We start from the raw sequence: 16,648 nt of genomic DNA on the forward strand, positions 1-16,648 counted from the left end.
TTCGCAGCCCTTTCGCGACACAAGGCCGCTCCTACACAATCAAAAGCGACTTGCCCGAAACCATAGAATCTCCCACGGGATTATTCGGCGATCAGCCAATCCATGCGGAAACTGCCCGCCGTTTGCGCAAGCTCCTTGGCCAGCCACGGCAGCAGTTCCTTGAGCTCTTCCTCAAGGCCCCAAGGCGGGTTGGCAATGGCCAGGCCCGAACCGTTCAGCCCCTGCGGGCTGTCCTGATGGTGCACGTACAACTCCACGCGCAGCAGTTTGGGCGCCCCAGTGCTGGTCAGGTCCTGGTAGAACCGGGTCAGCGAGCGCTGGTCCTTGATCGGGTACCAAATGGCTGCGACGGTCTGGCGCATGCGGCCGATGGCCTCTTTCATGGCCACGGTGCAACGCTTGAGTTCATCGGCCTGCTCGAACGGCGGGTCGATCAGCATGATGGCGCGCTTTTCCTGCACCGGCAGCAGCGCCCGCGGGATATGCCAGCCCTCCCCCAGGTGCACGGTGACCCGAGGGTCTTTCTTCATGTTCTCTTTGAGCAGCGCCCCGTCTTCGGGGTGCTTCTCGTTGAGCTGCGCGCGGTCCTGCTGGCGCATCAGGCGCCGGGCAAGCTCGGGCGAACCTGGGTAGTAGCGCAGTTCGCCGTCCTGGTTAAGGCGCTTGATGACGCGCATATAGTCGGCAGTTGCCGCCGGCAGGTCATCGCGGCCCCACAGGCGGGCAACGCCTTCGAGGTATTCACCGGTGCGGGTCGCCTGGTCGCCCTGCAGGTCGTACAGGCCGAGGCCGGCATGGGTGTCGATATAGGCGAACGGCTGCTCCTTGCGCGACATCAAGGCGATGAGGCGGGTCAGCACGATGTGTTTGAGGACGTCGGCGTGGTTGCCGGCGTGGAAGGCGTGACGATAATTCATGGCGGCTCCTGCGAAGGCGGCAAGTTTACCTTGTTGGGCCGGTGACGCACAAAAGCATCGCGGGGCGAGCCCACCCCCACGAAACCGCTAGGGCTGTCGTGGGAGCGGGCTTGCCCCGCGATTTACAGGCGGCGCCGATTCAGCAGGCGTTACTTGTCAGCGTGATAGACCTTGTTGGCGGTCTCGAAACGCGAAACCATGCTGCCCGACGGGCTGCCCAGCTTGCTCACCAGCACGATGGCGATGGTCGCGAACAGGAAGCCTGGGATGATTTCGTACAAGCCAGTGTCCAGTTGCTTCCAGAAGATCACCGTCAGCGCGCCCACCACGATGCCAGCAAGCGCCCCGTTACGGGTCATGCCTTTCCACAGCACCGACAGCAGCACCACCGGACCAAAGGCAGCACCGAAGCCAGCCCAGGCGTAGGCCACCAGGCCCAGCACACGGTTGTTCGGGTTCGCCGCCAGGGCGATCGACACCAACGCTACCGCCAGCACCATCAGGCGGCCAACCCACACCAGCTCGACCTGCGACGCATTCTTGCGCAGAAACGCCTTGTAGAAGTCTTCGGTCAGGGCGCTGGAGCACACCAGCAACTGGCAGCTCAGGGTACTCATCACTGCAGCCAGAATGGCCGACAGCAGCACACCGGCGATCCACGGATTGAACAGGATCTTGGCCAGCTCGATGAACACGCGCTCATGGTTTTCAGTAACCGGGCCCGCCAGCTCCGGGTGCGCCGAGAAGTAGGCGATACCGAAGAAGCCGACCGCACAGGTGCCTGCCAGGCACAGGATCATCCAGGTCATCGAGATGCGGCGAGCCTTGGCAATCGACTTGACCGAATCGGCGGCCATGAAGCGCGCCAGGATGTGCGGCTGGCCGAAGTAGCCCAGGCCCCAGCCCATCAGCGAGATGATGCCAATGAAGGTCGCGCCCTTGAACATGTCGAAGTGCGCCGGGTTGACCGCTTCGATAGCCAGGAACGTTGTATCGAAGCCACCGGTGGAAATCAGCACGATGATCGGGGTCAGGATCAGCGCGAAGATCATCAGCGAGGCCTGCACGGTGTCGGTCCAGCTCACCGCCAGGAAACCACCAACGAAGGTGTAGGCGATGGTGGCCGCAGCACCGGCCCACAGGGCGGTCTCGTAGGGCATGTCGAAGGTGCTCTCGAACAAGCGAGCGCCGGCCACGATGCCAGAAGCACAGTAGATGGTGAAGAACACCAGAATGACGATGGCCGAGATGATCCGCAGCAGCCCGCTGTTGTCTTCGAAGCGGCTGGCGAAGTAGTCCGGCAGGGTCAGGGCATCACCGTTGTATTCGGTCTGCACACGCAGGCGGCCGGCGACGAACAGCCAGTTCAGGTAGGCGCCGACGGTCAGGCCGATGGCGATCCAGGCTTCAGACAGGCCGGCGAAGTAGATGGCGCCCGGCAGGCCCATCAGCAGCCAGCCGCTCATGTCGGAAGCACCGGCAGAAAGCGCGGTAACCACGCTGCCGAGGCTGCGTCCACCGAGGATGTAATCGGAAAGGTTCTTGGTGGAGCGATAGGCGGCGAAGCCGATCAGCACCATTGCCGCGATGTAGACCACGAAGGTGATCGTTAGAGGATTGCCCATTGGTTGTGCCCTGGCGTTTGTTTTTATCTCATGCAACCGTCGCGTCGCAAAGCGGTTGCACCCAGGCGGCGCATCCTATGCAACAACGCGAACCAGGTGCAACCATTTTTCATTTGCAAGTTGCACCGCTTCGTGACTTTTCAGAAAAAACGCTTTTTATGCGCCATTTCGGAGCAAACAGCCGTTTTTACATAACAAAACGCACCAAGGCCGCCCTTTCCAGCCGGTGCGCGGGCACCATCGGACGAGTTGCGCCCAGCCTTTCGAAAAATCGGGTTGCACCCGGTTGCACCCGAATTGTCCTACAGGCTAATCTTGCTTCCAGCTAAGGCCACACCCGTGGCAATAATGAGGATAAGAAATGGCGACGACCACCCTTGGGGTCAAACTTGACGACCCTACCCGTGAGCGACTCAAAGCAGCTGCGCAGTCCATCGACCGCACGCCGCACTGGTTGATCAAGCAAGCGATCTTCAACTATCTCGAGAAGCTCGAGGGTGGCGCCACCCTGCAAGACCTCAACGGCCAAGCGGCAAACCTGGGCGATGACGCCGGCGAAGTTACCGCCGACCATGCCCACCAGTGCTTCCTGGAGTTTGCCGAAAGCATCCTGCCGCAATCGGTACTGCGCTCGGCGATCACCGCCGCCTACCGCCGCCCGGAGCAAGAAGTCGTGCCGATGCTGCTGGAGCAGGCACGCCTGCCAGCCGCCCAGGCCGAGGCCACCAACAAGCTCGCCGCGACCCTGGCCGACAAACTGCGCAACCAGAAGAGCGCAGGCGGCCGCGCCGGTATCGTGCAGGGCCTGTTGCAGGAGTTTTCGCTGTCGTCGCAGGAAGGCGTGGCCTTGATGTGCCTGGCCGAAGCGCTGCTGCGCATCCCTGACAAAGGCACCCGCGATGCGTTGATCCGCGACAAGATCAGCACCGGCAACTGGCAGCCACACCTGGGCAACAGCCCGTCGCTGTTCGTCAACGCCGCGACCTGGGGCCTGTTGCTGACCGGCAAGCTGGTCAGCACGCACAATGAATCCGGCCTGACCTCCTCGCTCACCCGCATCATCGGCAAGAGCGGCGAGCCGATGATCCGCAAGGGCGTCGACATGGCCATGCGCCTGATGGGCGAGCAGTTCGTCACCGGCGAGACCATCGCCGAGGCCCTGGCCAACGCCAGCAAGTTCGAGTCCAAGGGCTTCCGCTACAGCTACGACATGCTGGGCGAAGCGGCGCTGACCGAGCACGACGCACAGAAGTACCTGGCGTCCTACGAGCAGGCCATCCACTCCATCGGCAAGGCCTCGCACGGGCGCGGCATCTATGAAGGCCCGGGCATCTCGATCAAGCTCTCGGCCCTGCACCCGCGCTACAGCCGCGCCCAGTACGAGCGGGTGATGAGCGAGCTTTACCCGCGCCTGCTGTCGCTGACCCTGCTGGCCAAGCAATATGACATCGGCCTGAACATCGACGCCGAAGAAGCCGACCGCCTGGAGCTGTCGCTGGACCTGCTCGAGCGCCTGTGCTTCGAGCCGTCGCTGGCCGGCTGGAACGGCATCGGCTTTGTCATCCAGGCTTACCAGAAGCGCTGCCCGTACGTGATCGACTACGTCATCGACCTGGCCAAGCGCAGCCGCCACCGCCTGATGATCCGCCTGGTTAAAGGCGCCTACTGGGACAGCGAAATCAAGCGCGCCCAGGTCGAAGGCCTGGAAGGCTACCCGGTCTACACCCGCAAGGTGTACACCGACATTTCCTACATTGCCTGTGCGCGCAAGCTGCTGGCCGTGCCGGAAGCCATCTACCCGCAGTTCGCCACCCACAACGCCCACACCCTGGCGGCCATCTACCAGCTCGCCGGGCAGAACTACTACCCCGGCCAGTACGAATTCCAGTGCCTGCACGGCATGGGCGAGCCGCTGTATGAACAGGTTGTAGGCAAAGTCGCTGAAGGCAAGCTGAACCGTCCATGCCGCGTGTACGCACCGGTCGGCACCCACGAGACGCTGCTGGCCTACCTGGTTCGCCGCCTGCTCGAAAACGGCGCCAACACCTCGTTCGTCAACCGCGTCGCCGACCACTCGCTGTCGATTCAGGAACTGGTGGCAGACCCGGTGCTGAGCATCGAGCGCATGGCCACCCAGGAAGGCGGTATCGGCCTGCCGCACCCGCGCATCCCGATGCCGCGTGAGCTGTATGGCAACGAGCGGGCCAACTCCGCTGGCATCGACCTGGCCAACGAACACCGCCTGGCGTCACTGTCCTGCGCCCTGCTGGCGACCGCCCACAATGACTGGAAAGCCTCACCACTGCTGGGCTGCGCTGCCAGCGAGGAGCCTGCGGCGCCGGTACTGAACCCATCCGACCAGCGTGATGTGGTTGGCCACGTACAGGAAGCCACGGTCGGCGACGTCAACAATGCCGTGCAGTGCGCCGTCAACGCAGCGCCCATCTGGCAAGCCACTCCGCCCGCCGAACGCGCCGCAATTCTGGAGCGTGCCGCCGACCTGATGGAGGCCGACATCCAGCCACTGATGGGCCTGCTGGTGCGCGAAGCCGGCAAGACCTACGCCAATGCCATTGCCGAAGTGCGCGAAGCCGTGGACTTCCTGCGCTACTACGCGGTGCAGGCGCGCAACGACCTGCGCAACGACAACTGCCGCCCACTGGGCCCGGTGGTGTGCATCAGCCCGTGGAACTTCCCGCTGGCGATTTTCTCCGGGCAAGTGGCCGCAGCCCTGGCTGCCGGCAACCCGGTGCTGGCCAAGCCCGCCGAACAAACCCCGCTGGTCGCGGCCCAAGCCGTGCGCCTGCTGCTCGACGCCGGCATCCCCGAAGGCGTGCTGCAACTGCTGCCGGGCCGCGGTGAAACCGTCGGCGCCGGGCTGGTGGGCGATGAGCGCGTCAAAGGTGTGATGTTCACCGGCTCCACCGAAGTTGCCCGCCTGCTGCAACGCAACATCGCCGGGCGCCTGGACAACCAGGGCCGCCCCATCCCGCTGATCGCCGAAACCGGTGGGCAGAACGCGATGATCGTCGATTCCTCGGCGCTCACCGAACAAGTGGTCATCGACGTGGTGTCCTCGGCCTTCGACAGCGCCGGCCAGCGCTGCTCGGCACTGCGCGTACTGTGCCTGCAGGAAGATTCCGCTGACCGTGTCATCGAAATGCTCAAGGGCGCCATGGCCGAAAGCCGGCTGGGTAACCCGGAGCGCCTGTCGGTGGACATTGGCCCGGTGATCGACGCCGAAGCCAAGGCTGGCATCGAGAAACACATCCAGGGCATGCGCGAGAAAGGCCGCGCCGTGTACCAGGTGGCCATCGCCGAGGGCGAGGAGATCAAGCGCGGCACCTTCGTCATGCCGACGCTGATCGAGCTGGAAAGCTTCGACGAGCTCAAGCGCGAGATCTTCGGCCCGGTGCTGCACGTGGTGCGCTACAACCGCAAGGACCTCGACCAGTTGATCGAACAGATCAACGCTTCGGGCTACGGCCTGACCTTGGGCGTGCATACCCGCATCGACGAGACCATCGCCAAGGTGGTGGGCAACGTCAACGCTGGCAACATGTACGTCAACCGCAACATCGTGGGTGCGGTGGTCGGCGTGCAGCCGTTCGGTGGTGAAGGCCTGTCCGGCACCGGCCCGAAAGCCGGCGGCCCGCTGTACCTGTACCGCCTGCTGTCGACCCGCCCGACTGACGCCATTGCCCGCCACTTCGCGCGCACTGACGGCGAAGCCAAAATCGACACCGCCCTGCGCGACCAGCAGCTCAAGCCGCTGGAGCAGCTCAAGAGCTGGGCACAGGGCAGCCAGCTAAGCGACCTGGCCGCGCTGTGCGAGCAGTTCGCCGAGCAGACCCAAAGCGGCATCACCCGTGTGCTGCCGGGGCCTACCGGCGAGCGCAACACCTACACCGTGCTGCCACGTGAGCACGTGCTGTGCCTGGCCGACAACGAAGCCGACCTGCTGGCGCAGTTGGCAGCGGTGCTGGCGGTCGGCAGCGCTGCGGTGTTCCAGGACGCCGAGCCGGCCAAGGGCCTGCGTGGTCGCCTGCCGAAGGACGTGCAAGCGAAGATCAAGCTGGTAGCGGACTGGAGCAAGGACGAAGTGGCGTTCGACGCGGTCATTCACCACGGCGACTCGGACCAGCTGCGCGGCATCTGCGAACAGGTGGCCAAGCGTGCCGGGGCGATCGTTGGCGTACACGGGCTGTCGAGTGGCGATCACCAGATAGCCCTGGAGCGCCTGGTGATCGAGCGGGCGGTGAGTGTGAATACCGCGGCGGCCGGCGGCAATGCCAGCTTGATGACGATCGGCTGACGCTGACAGGCAACATTGAAAGGGAGGCCAACTTGGCCTCCCTTTTTTGTGGCGCTGTGGTTGCGAGTGTTTGCCGAAGCTACGTCAGCGCCTGCCAGATCTGAGCCCGTGTAGGAGCGGCCTTGTGTCGCGACGGGCTGCAAAGCAGCCCCAGCCATTTTGCATGAAGCTAAGATCCTGGGGCTGCTACGCAACCCTTTCGCGACACAAGGCCGCTCCTACACTGACCGCGTAAAACGGCATCGATGTAGTGGCAAGCCACAACGTGGGAGCGGGCTTGACCCGCGAAGAGGCCATAACGGCCAGTACCACGCTCAACGCTCCATCCCCAACTCCGCATAGACTCCTCCCCACTGCTTGCAGCAAAACGCATTAGATGGAGGGCGACATGACTGCGAAAGAATCCAACAAATCCAAGGCCGGCAATCCTCACATTGAGGCAGCCCAACGCATCCGCCAGCTCGCCCAGATATTGTCTGAAGACCCTGCCGAAGCTAGAGCATTTCGCGAAAAGACGGGGGTTTTCACCGCGAGTGGAGAGCTCAAGGAGCCTTACCGCTAGATGTATCAGCAACTTCTTTCGACAGGAAGCGCACGTCCAACTGTGCGTACGTGATTTCAACTGCATAAAAGGCTTCTTTCGGCCGCTGGAATCTAACGGTGCGTTGTTTTTGGCCTGACAGCTATCGCGCTCTCCCCTCCACCATCACCTGAATCAATCATGGTATCCACCCCCAATCTGCGCTCCTAGACTCGCAGCATCCCGCCCCAGGACCGCGACCATGCCCGACACCCTGCTCTGCCCGCGCAACCTCGCCTTCGAACTCTACGAAGTGCTCGACGCCGAGGCCCTGACCCAACGCCCGCGCTTCGCCGAACACACCCGCGAAACCTTCGACGCAGCCCTGGGCACCGCGCGCAGCATCGCCGAGAAGTACTTCGCCCCGCACAACCGCAAGGCCGACGAGCACGAACCGCGCTATGTAGACGGCCGCGCCGAGTTGATCGAGGAAGTGAAACCGGCTGTAGATGCGTTTCTGCAAGCAGGCTTTCTAAACGCCAACCGCGATTTCGATGCCGGCGGCATGCAACTGCCCAGCCTGGTATCGCAAGCCTGCTTCGCGCACTTTCAGGCCGCCAACGCAGGCACCACGGCGTATCCGTTCCTGACCATGGGTGCCGCGAACCTGATCGAGACCTTCGGCAGCGATGAGCAAAAGCGCCTGTTCCTGCAACCCATGATCGAGGGCCGCTACTTCGGCACCATGGCCCTGACCGAACCCCACGCCGGCTCCTCGCTGGCCGATATCCGCACCCGCGCAGAACCCGCTGGCGACGGCACCTATCGGCTCAAGGGCAACAAGATTTTCATCTCCGGTGGCGACCACGAATTGTCCGAGAACATCGTGCACATGGTGCTGGCCAAGCTGCCCGACGCACCGCCTGGCGTCAAAGGCATCTCGCTGTTCATCGTGCCCAAGTACCGGGTCAACCAAGATGCCAGCCTGGGGCCGCGCAACGACGTGGTACTGGCTGGGCTGTTCCACAAGATGGGCTGGCGCGGCACCACGTCGGCGGCGCTGAACTTCGGCGACCAAGGCCAGTGCGTGGGGTACCTGGTTGGCCAGCCGCACCAGGGCCTGGCGTGCATGTTCCAGATGATGAACGAGGCGCGCATCGGCGTCGGCATGGGTGCGGTCATGCTCGGTTACGCCGGCTACCTGTACTCGCTGGAGTACGCGCGCCAGCGCCCGCAAGGCCGTACGCCGGACAACAAGGACCCGCACAGCCCAGCCGTGCCGATCATCGCCCACAGTGACGTGAAGCGCATGCTGCTGGCGCAGAAGGCGTATGTAGAGGGCGCGTTCGACTTGGGCCTTTACGCCGCACGGCTGTTCGATGACACCCACACCGCGCCCGACGCCACCGCGCGCACCCAGGCCCAGCAACTGCTCGACCTGCTGACCCCGGTGGTCAAGTCCTGGCCCTCGGCCTACTGCCTCAAGGCCAATGAACTGGCGATCCAGATCCTCGGCGGCCATGGCTACACCCGCGAATACCCGGTGGAGCAGTACTACCGCGACAACCGCCTGAACCCGATCCATGAAGGCACCGAGGGCATTCAGTCGCTCGACCTGCTGGGCCGCAAGCTGGCGCAAGGCGGCGGGGCCGGCCTCAAGCTCCTGGTGCGTTCAATGGCCGGCACCTGCGAGCGGGCCAGCCATCACCCCAACCTCGACGCCCTGCGCCAGCCACTGGAACAACTGGTCAACCGCCTGCAAGGCGTGACCCTGGCGCTGCTCGGCGACCTGGCACAAGGCAAGGTCGCCGGTGCCCTGGCCAACTCGGCGCTGTACCTCAAGGCCTTCGGCCACTGTGTGATCGGCTGGCGCTGGCTGGAGCAGGCGATACACGCAGAAGTCGGCCTGCTCAACGGCAACGAGCGCGACTTCTACCTCGGCAAACTGCAAGCGGCGCGTTATTTCCTCACCTGGGAACTACCGCCCTGCCATAATGACCTCGCATTGCTCCAGGCCCGCGACGACACGTGCCTGAGCATGCAAGAGGGGTGGTTCTAGGGGGAGCCACCGCGCACCGGAGGTTGTCCCATGTTCGATTCCAGCGCCCTGCTGCGCCAGCGTTTCGCTGCGCTGCGCAGCACGGCCGAAGTGTTCTCGCTTCGCCATGTGAAGCAATCGCACCAGTCGCTTTCGGTTCGCCGCAACGTTGCCGAACCGCCGTACTTCAGCCAGGACGAAGGCGCGATGCTCAGCGTGCGGGTCAACGGCGTCGAGGCCTACGCGGCCACCGCCGACCTGTCGCAAAGCGGCCTGCAACGTGCCCTGGAACAGGCCGAGGCGCTGGCCCGGCAAATCCGCCCGCACAGCCTGCTCGACCTTAGCGGCCAGCCCGCCCCGAGCCAGCGCCACGACCACCTCTCGCCCAACCTCGACCAGCCCTTGCCGCCGCTTGCCGAGTGCCTGCAACTGCTCGCCGCAGAGTCGGCCAGCGTGCCCAAGGACAGCCGCCTGGTGGACTGGCAGGCAAGCCTGGGCATCACCCATGTCGAGCAAACCTACCTCAACAGCGCCGGCGCCGAACTGCGCCACGCCCAGCGCTTCGTGTTCCCAGGCCTTGGGGTAACTGCAAGCGACGGCGCAGACAGCCAAAGCCGTACCTTGGGCCGGGAAAACTTCGGCCAGCAAGGCGGCTTCGATGTGGTCGAGCGCTGCGGCCTGATTGGCGCCGCTGGTCACGTTGCCGACCAGGCCCTGCAACTGCTGCTGGCGCCCAACACGTCAAGCGGGGTGCGTGACCTGCTGCTGATGCCCGACCAGATGATGCTGCAGATTCACGAGTCCATCGGCCATCCGCTGGAAATGGACCGCATTCTGGGGGATGAACGCAATTACGCCGGCACCAGCTTCGTCAAGGCCGAGGACTTCGGCCGCCTGCAATACGGCTCCACGCTGCTCAACGTGACCTTCGACCCCGGTATTGGCGAAGAACTCGCAAGCTACGCCTTCGACGACGATGGCACTCCGGCCAGCAAGCAGTTCCTGATTCGCGACGGCCTGCTGGTGCGCCCGCTCGGTGGGGAGCTGTCGCAACTGCGCTCCGGCCTCGATGGCGTTGCCAACAGCCGGGCATGCAGTTGGAACCGCGCGCCCATCGACCGCATGGCCAACCTCAATATCGAGCCTGGCGACCAGTCGCTTGAACAACTGATCGGCGGCATCGAGCATGGCATCCTGATGCGCACCAATCGCTCATGGTCCATCGATGACGCGCGTAACAAGTTCCAGTTCGGCTGCGAGTGGGGCCAACTGATCGAAAACGGCGAACTCAAGGGCGTGGTGAAAAACCCCAACTACCGCGGCATTTCTGCAGGCTTCTGGCGCAACCTGTCGGCGGTGGGCGACCGCAGCACCTTCCAGGTACTGGGCACGCCCAACTGCGGCAAGGGCGAACCCAACCAGGTGGTGCGCGTGGGCCACGCTTCGCCGGCCTGCGTGTTCCGCCAGATCGACGTATTCGGAGGGGACGCCTGATGAGCACTTATCAACAACGCTTCGAGGGCCTGCTCGGGGCCTTGCGCGCAGCGCTGCAACCGGGCGAGCAGTTCACCCTCGGCTACAGCGCCGAACAGTCGCAGTTTGTCCGCTTCAACCACGCCCAGGTACGCCAGGCCGGGGTGGTGAGCCAGGCCAGCGTGCAACTGCGCCTGGTCAGCGATGGCCGGCAAGCCGAGCAGCAGATCACCTTGGGCGACGACGCCGAACTTGACCGCCAGCGCCTGTACGAAGCCCTGGCGCAACTGCGCCAGACCTTGCCCCTGCTGGCGCTTGACCCGTACCTGAGCCTTGATCAGAACGCCTGGCGCAGTGACAGCCTGCAGCAACAGCCGCTGCCGGAGCTGGGCGAGGTGCTGGCCGGCGTCGCACACGAAGCCGGCCAGCTCGACCTGGTCGGTATCTATGCCGCAGGCCCCATCTGCCGGGGCTTTGCCAGCTCGTTCGGGGCCTTTGGCTGGCACCAGGCCAATAGTTTCAACTTCGACTTCAGCCTGTTCCACAGCAATGGCCAGGCGGTGAAGGCCAACTACGCCGGCCAGCAGTGGAGCAGCGACGCCTTCGCCGCACGCCTGCGCCAGGCCCGCGAGCAGTTGCAGCACCTGGGCCGCGCGCCGATCACCCTCAAGCCCGGCAGCTACCGCGCCTACCTGGCCCCGGCGGCCATGGACGAAATCGCCGGCATGCTGTGCTGGGGCGGGTTTTCCGCACAGGCGCTGGCTACCGGCAACAGCGCGCTGCAACGGCTGTACAGCGGTGATGCGCAGTTGAGTCCACTGGTGAGCTTCAGCGAGCAGGTAAGCGGCTCGCTCAGCCCGGCGTTCTCTGACGAAGGCTCGCCACGCCGCGACCTGCGCCTGATCGTCGAGGGCCAGGCGCAGGAGCGGCTGGTCAGTGCGCGCAGCGCGGCCGAGTTCGAGTTGGCGGCCAATGGCGCCGACAGCCATGAGTCGCCCTGCGCGCTCAGCCTGGCGCCGGGCGATTTGCCCAGCGCGCAGGTGCTTGAGCGCCTGGGTACCGGGCTGTATATCAGCAACCTGTGGTACCTGAACTACTCGGACCTGCCCGCCGCACGCATGACCGGGCTGACCCGCTTCGCCACCTTCTGGGCAGAAAACGGGCAGATCCAGGGGCCGGTGAGCACCATGCGCTTCGATGACAGCCTGTACAGTTTGCTGGGCAGCCAACTGGAGGCGCTGACCTGCGAGCGCGAGATGATCCTCTCGACCAGCACCTATAGCCAGCGCAGCACCGGATCGAGTCATCTGCCCGGCGCGCTGGTCAGAGGGTTGACCCTGACATTGTGATCGACAGGCCTGGCCCTATCGCAGGCTGTCGCCAGCTCCCACAGAGACCGAGTTGCCCTGGGTTTCTGCAGTTTGCCTGGATCCCTATGGGAGCTTCCACTGAGACCGAGTTGTCCTGGGTTTCTGCAGCTTGCCTGGATCCCTGTGGGAGCTGGCGACAGCCTGCGATGAGGCCAGAACAGCCAATACAGCACAGAGAGGTTAGCCATGCCCGACCGCGCCCCACTTGACCCCGTCACCGCCCGCTGGCTGCCTTGGGTGGTGGCCATCGCCTTCTTCATGCAGTCACTCGACGGCACCATCCTCAACACCGCGCTGCCGGCCATGGCCCGCTCGCTGGCCGAGGACCCGCTGCGCATGCAGGGGGTGATCATCGCCTACATGCTCACCGTGGCCCTGCTGATCCCAGCCTCGGGCTGGATCGCCGACCGCTTCGGCACCAAGCGCATCTTCTTCGGCGCCATCCTGCTGTTCAGCTTCGGCTCGCTGCTGTGCGCCATGGCCAACAGCCTCGGCTTCCTGATCTTTGCCCGCATCGTCCAGGGCCTGGGCGGCGCGCTGATGCTGCCGGTCGGGCGGCTGGTGGTGCTGCGGGCCTACCCGCGCACCGAGCTGGTGCGCATCATGAGCTTCATCACCATCCCCGGCCTGCTCGGCCCGCTGCTGGGCCCGACCGTCGGCGGCTGGCTGGTGGAGATCCTCAGCTGGCACTGGATCTTCCTGCTCAACCTGCCGGTGGGCATGCTCGGCTGCTATGCGGTGTGGAAATTCATCCCCGACCTGCGCGGGGCCGAGCGCACCCGCTTCGACGGCCAGGGTTTCCTGCTGTTTGGCGCAGCGATGGTGCTGATCACCATCGCCATGGAAGGCCTGGGCGAGCTGCACCTGCCGCACCTGCGGGTGATGCTGTTGCTGTTCGCAGGCCTGGCCTGCCTTGCCGCCTACTGGCTGCGCGCCGGGCGCGACCCCGAGCCGTTGTTCTCGCCATCGCTGTTTCGCGTGCGCACCTTTGCCATCGGCATCCTCGGCAACCTGTTCGCCCGCCTGGGCAGCGGCGCCCTGCCGTTTCTGGTGCCGCTGCTGTTGCAGGTTGCGCTGGGCTACTCGCCCGCCCAGGCCGGCATGAGCATGATCCCGCTGGCCGCCGCCGCCATGGTGGCCAAGTCGGTGGCGCGGCCGCTGATCGAACACCTGGGCTATCGCATCGTGCTCACTGGTAACACGCTGTTGCTGGGTATCCTGCTGGCAAGCCTGGGGCTGGTCGATGAACAGACCCCATACGCCCTGCTGCTGACCCAACTGGCACTGCTGGGGGCGGTAAACTCGATGCAGTTCACGGCGATGAACACCGTCACCCTGATCGACCTGGACGATGCCAGCGCCAGCAGTGGCAACAGCCTGCTGTCGGTGGTGGCGCAGCTTTCGCTGAGCCTGGGCGTGGCCTGCGCCGGCGCGCTGCTCGGCGGTTTCACGGCCGCAGGCAACGCCGACGGGGTAGAAACCACACTGGGCGCGTTCCAGCTGACCTTCGTCACCATCGGCGTCATGGCCATGTTGGCCGCGGCGATCTTCATGCAACTGTCGCCGACGGATGGAAGGCGTGCCCGTCGTCCGGAACAACACGTAGAGCCGTAGGGTGAATGGCCACGAGGCTGGTAGACTGTGCGACATTTTTCGCATCGCCGCAGGCCCGCCTCGTGACCGTTGAACAAACCGCCTTTGCCACCCTCCCGCTGTCCACCGCCATGCTGGCCAACCTGGAGGCGCTGGGTTACGCCTCGATGACGCCGATTCAGGCGCAGAGCCTGCCCGTCATCCTCAGGGGCCTGGACCTGATCGCCCAGGCCAAGACCGGCAGCGGCAAGACCGCCGCCTTCGGCATCGGCCTGCTCAACCCGATCAACCCGCGCTACTTCGGTTGCCAGGCGCTGGTGCTGTGCCCGACCCGCGAGTTGGCCGACCAGGTCGCCAAGGAACTGCGTCGTCTGGCCCGCGCCGAGGACAACATCAAGATCCTAACCCTGTGCGGCGGCGTCTCGCTGGGCCCGCAGATCGCTTCGCTGGAGCACGGCGCGCACATCGTCGTCGGCACTCCGGGGCGCATCCAGCAGCACCTGGACAAAGGCACCCTGGTGCTCGACGGCCTCAACACCCTGGTGCTCGATGAAGCCGACCGTATGCTCGACATGGGCTTTTTCGACGCCATCGCCAGCATCATCGGCAAGACCCCGGCGCGCCGCCAGACCTTGCTGTTCTCGGCCACCTACCCGGCCGGCATCGAGCAACTGGCCAAGAATTTCATGCGCCAGCCGCAGCAGGTGAAGGTCGAGGCGCTGCACAGCGACAACCAGATCGAACAGCGCTTCATCGAAATCGATGCCGACCAGCGCCTGGAAGCCGTCACCCGCGTGCTCGGCCACTACCGCCCGACCTCGTGCGTGGCGTTCTGCTTCACCAAGCAGCAGTGCGAAGACGTGGTCGCCCACCTGACCGCCAAAGGCATCGTCGCCCAGGCGCTGCACGGTGACCTGGAGCAGCGCGACCGCGACCAGGTACTGACGATGTTCGCCAACCGCAGCAGCTCGGTACTGGTTGCCACCGACGTGGCCGCCCGTGGCCTGGACATCGACGGCCTGGACATGGTGCTCAACGTCGAACTGGCGCGTGACGCCGAGATTCACGTGCACCGCGTCGGCCGTACGGGCCGTGCCGGTGAAAAGGGCCTGGCGATCAGCCTGGTGGCCCCGGCCGAAGGCCACCGCGCCCAGGCCATCGAGCAACTGCAGAAGCAGCCGCTGCGCTGGGAACAGCTCGACAGCCTGAAAAACAAAGGCGGCGAGCCGCTGCTGCCGGTGATGACCACCTTGTGCATCGGTGCCGGGCGCAAAGACAAACTGCGCCCTGGCGATATCCTCGGTGCGCTGACCGGTGATGCCGGGCTGCCGGGCAAGCAGGTCGGCAAGATCGCCATCTTTGATTTCGTCGCCTTTGTGGCCGTGGAACGTGCGTTGGCCAAGCAGGCCATGCAGCGGCTGAACAGCGGCAAGATCAAAGGGCGTTCGCTCAAGGTCCGCATTATCTGATGGTTTTTTGGGGCCGCTACGCGCCCCATCGCAGGCTATCGCCAGCTCCCACAGTGGGTTGCAGTTTCCCTGTGGGAGCTGGCGATAGCCTGCGATGGGGCGCGCAGCGGCCCTGCTTTTAAAGAGGCAATTTCGTGCATTCCACCGACGTGATCATTCTCGGCGCCGGCGCCGCCGGCCTGATGTGTGCCCAGCTCGCTGCCCGCCGTGGGCGCCGGGTGCTGCTGCTCGACCACGCCAACAAACCGGGCAAGAAAATCCTCATGTCAGGCGGTGGGCGCTGCAACTTCACCAACATGTACACAGAGCCCGCCAACTTTCTCTCGCACAACCCGCACTTCTGCAAGTCGGCGCTGGCCCGCTACACCCAATGGGACTTCATCGAGCTGGTGGGCAAGCACGGCGTGCCTTACCACGAGAAAAAGCTCGGCCAGCTGTTTTGCGACAACAAGGCCAGCGACATCCTCGATATGCTGCTGGCCGAGTGCGACGCCAACGGCGCCGAACTGCGCATGAACACCAGCATCGAGCAGATCAGCAAGACCGACAGCGGCTACACCTTGCAGACCAGCGCCGGCCCGTTCGCCTGCCAGTCGCTGGTGATCGCCACCGGCGGCCTGTCGATCCCGACCCTCGGCGCCACCGGTTTCGGCTACCAGGTGGCGCGCCAGTTCGGCCATGAACTGCTGCCAACTCGCGCCGGGCTGGTGCCATTCACCATCACCGAACCGCAGCTCAAGGCGCTGTGCACCGAGCTTTCCGGCACCTCGCTGGACTGCATCGCCAGTTGCAACGAGCACAGCTTCCGGGAAAACCTGCTGTTCACTCACCGCGGCCTCAGCGGCCCGGCCATCTTGCAGATTTCATCGTTCTGGGAAGCCGGCGACACGGTCGAGATCAACCTGCTGCCCGACCGCGATGCCCTGGAGTGGCTGCAAGGCCAGCAAGTGGAACGGCCCAACAGCGAACTGAAAACCGTGCTCGGCGAGGTGTTCACCCGCAAGCTGGCCAACCTGCTAGCCGAGCAGTGGTTCGTGTCCAAGCCGTTGAAGCAGTACACCCCGGCAGAGCTTGCCCAGGTTGCCGAGCGGCTGTCGGCCTGGCAGGTGGTACCGGCCGGTACCGAGGGCTACCGCACCGCCGAGGTGACCTTGGGCGGGGTGGATACGCGTGAAGTGTCGTCCAAGACCATGGAATCGCTCAAAAGCCCTGGGCTGTACTTCATTGGTGAGGTGCTGGATGTCAGCGGCCATTTGGGCGGGTTCAATTTCCAATGGGCCTGGGCTTCGGCTAACGCCGCGGCGCAGTTCGTGTAGAGTAGAAACCTT

The 16,648-nt window shown here is 64.6% G+C and carries 11 protein-coding genes; 9 read left to right on the forward strand and 2 right to left on the reverse strand.

Annotation, left to right across the window (positions count from 1 at the left end):
* Nucleotides 1–80 precede the first annotated feature (80 nt).
* The gene (rlmJ, locus tag HU720_RS13375; protein WP_186520403.1) at nt 81–917 is read right to left on the reverse strand and encodes a 23S rRNA (adenine(2030)-N(6))-methyltransferase RlmJ; all 837 of its coding nucleotides are present in this window, start codon (nt 915–917) and stop codon (nt 81–83) included.
* A gap of 149 nt (nt 918–1,066) precedes the next feature.
* A complete protein-coding gene (gene putP / locus HU720_RS13380; RefSeq protein WP_186520404.1) occupies nt 1,067–2,542 on the reverse strand; it encodes a sodium/proline symporter PutP in 1,476 nt (491 codons plus the stop codon).
* A gap of 77 nt (nt 2,543–2,619) precedes the next feature.
* Here putP and HU720_RS13385 point away from each other — a divergent pair, with 77 nt between their 5' ends.
* From HU720_RS13385 to HU720_RS13425, 9 genes are all read left to right on the forward strand, one after another.
* Nucleotides 2,620–2,871: a hypothetical protein gene (locus HU720_RS13385; RefSeq protein WP_186520405.1), complete on the forward strand. Its 252-nt coding sequence runs from the start codon at nt 2,620–2,622 to the stop codon at nt 2,869–2,871.
* Nucleotides 2,872–2,903: 32 nt separating this feature from the next.
* The gene (gene putA, locus HU720_RS13390) at nt 2,904–6,857 is read left to right on the forward strand and encodes a trifunctional transcriptional regulator/proline dehydrogenase/L-glutamate gamma-semialdehyde dehydrogenase (protein WP_186520406.1); all 3,954 of its coding nucleotides are present in this window, start codon (nt 2,904–2,906) and stop codon (nt 6,855–6,857) included.
* A gap of 388 nt (nt 6,858–7,245) precedes the next feature.
* Nucleotides 7,246–7,419, forward strand: a complete 174-nt coding sequence (locus tag HU720_RS13395; protein ID WP_186520407.1) for a hypothetical protein — start codon at nt 7,246–7,248, stop codon at nt 7,417–7,419.
* 220 nt (nt 7,420–7,639) lie between these two features.
* Nucleotides 7,640–9,436, forward strand: coding sequence for an acyl-CoA dehydrogenase (locus HU720_RS13400; protein WP_186520408.1), 1,797 nt, complete (start codon nt 7,640–7,642; stop codon nt 9,434–9,436).
* Between the two features lie 30 nt (nt 9,437–9,466).
* Entirely contained in the window at nt 9,467–10,909 is a 1,443-nt protein-coding gene (locus tag HU720_RS13405) for a TldD/PmbA family protein (protein WP_186520409.1), read from the forward strand.
* On the forward strand, nt 10,909–12,237 hold the full coding sequence (locus HU720_RS13410) for a TldD/PmbA family protein (protein WP_186520410.1): 1,329 nt from the start codon (nt 10,909–10,911) through the stop codon (nt 12,235–12,237). The genes HU720_RS13405 and HU720_RS13410 overlap by 1 nt, the downstream gene beginning before the upstream one ends.
* A 207-nt stretch (nt 12,238–12,444) precedes the next feature.
* Complete coding sequence (gene mdtD, locus HU720_RS13415) at nt 12,445–13,872, forward strand: multidrug transporter subunit MdtD (RefSeq protein WP_186520411.1); 1,428 nt, start codon at nt 12,445–12,447, stop codon at nt 13,870–13,872.
* A 110-nt stretch (nt 13,873–13,982) separates the two neighbouring features.
* A complete protein-coding gene (gene dbpA, locus HU720_RS13420) occupies nt 13,983–15,320 on the forward strand; it encodes an ATP-dependent RNA helicase DbpA (RefSeq protein WP_238337693.1) in 1,338 nt (445 codons plus the stop codon).
* Between the two features lie 134 nt (nt 15,321–15,454).
* On the forward strand, nt 15,455–16,636 hold the full coding sequence (locus HU720_RS13425) for an NAD(P)/FAD-dependent oxidoreductase (protein ID WP_186520413.1): 1,182 nt from the start codon (nt 15,455–15,457) through the stop codon (nt 16,634–16,636).
* Nucleotides 16,637–16,648: the final 12 nt, after the last annotated feature.

Source organism: Pseudomonas sp. SWRI51 (assembly GCF_014268825.1).
Classification (GTDB): Bacteria; Pseudomonadota; Gammaproteobacteria; order Pseudomonadales; family Pseudomonadaceae; genus Aquipseudomonas; species Aquipseudomonas farsensis.

Excerpts from the sequence above, each read along its gene's own strand:
- putA (WP_186520406.1), top strand. The coding sequence starts at position 2,904 with ATGGCGACGACCACCCTTGGGGTCAAACTTGACGACCCTACCCGTGAG.
- HU720_RS13400 (WP_186520408.1), top strand. The coding sequence starts at position 7,640 with ATGCCCGACACCCTGCTCTGCCCGCGCAACCTCGCCTTCGAACTCTAC.
- HU720_RS13395 (WP_186520407.1), top strand. The coding sequence starts at position 7,246 with ATGACTGCGAAAGAATCCAACAAATCCAAGGCCGGCAATCCTCACATT.
- rlmJ (WP_186520403.1), bottom strand. The coding sequence starts at position 917 with ATGAATTATCGTCACGCCTTCCACGCCGGCAACCACGCCGACGTCCTC.
- dbpA (WP_238337693.1), top strand. The coding sequence starts at position 13,983 with ATGCTGGCCAACCTGGAGGCGCTGGGTTACGCCTCGATGACGCCGATT.
- HU720_RS13405 (WP_186520409.1), top strand. The coding sequence starts at position 9,467 with ATGTTCGATTCCAGCGCCCTGCTGCGCCAGCGTTTCGCTGCGCTGCGC.
- putP (WP_186520404.1), bottom strand. The coding sequence starts at position 2,542 with ATGGGCAATCCTCTAACGATCACCTTCGTGGTCTACATCGCGGCAATG.
- HU720_RS13385 (WP_186520405.1), top strand. The coding sequence starts at position 2,620 with ATGCAACAACGCGAACCAGGTGCAACCATTTTTCATTTGCAAGTTGCA.
- HU720_RS13410 (WP_186520410.1), top strand. The coding sequence starts at position 10,909 with ATGAGCACTTATCAACAACGCTTCGAGGGCCTGCTCGGGGCCTTGCGC.
- mdtD (WP_186520411.1), top strand. The coding sequence starts at position 12,445 with ATGCCCGACCGCGCCCCACTTGACCCCGTCACCGCCCGCTGGCTGCCT.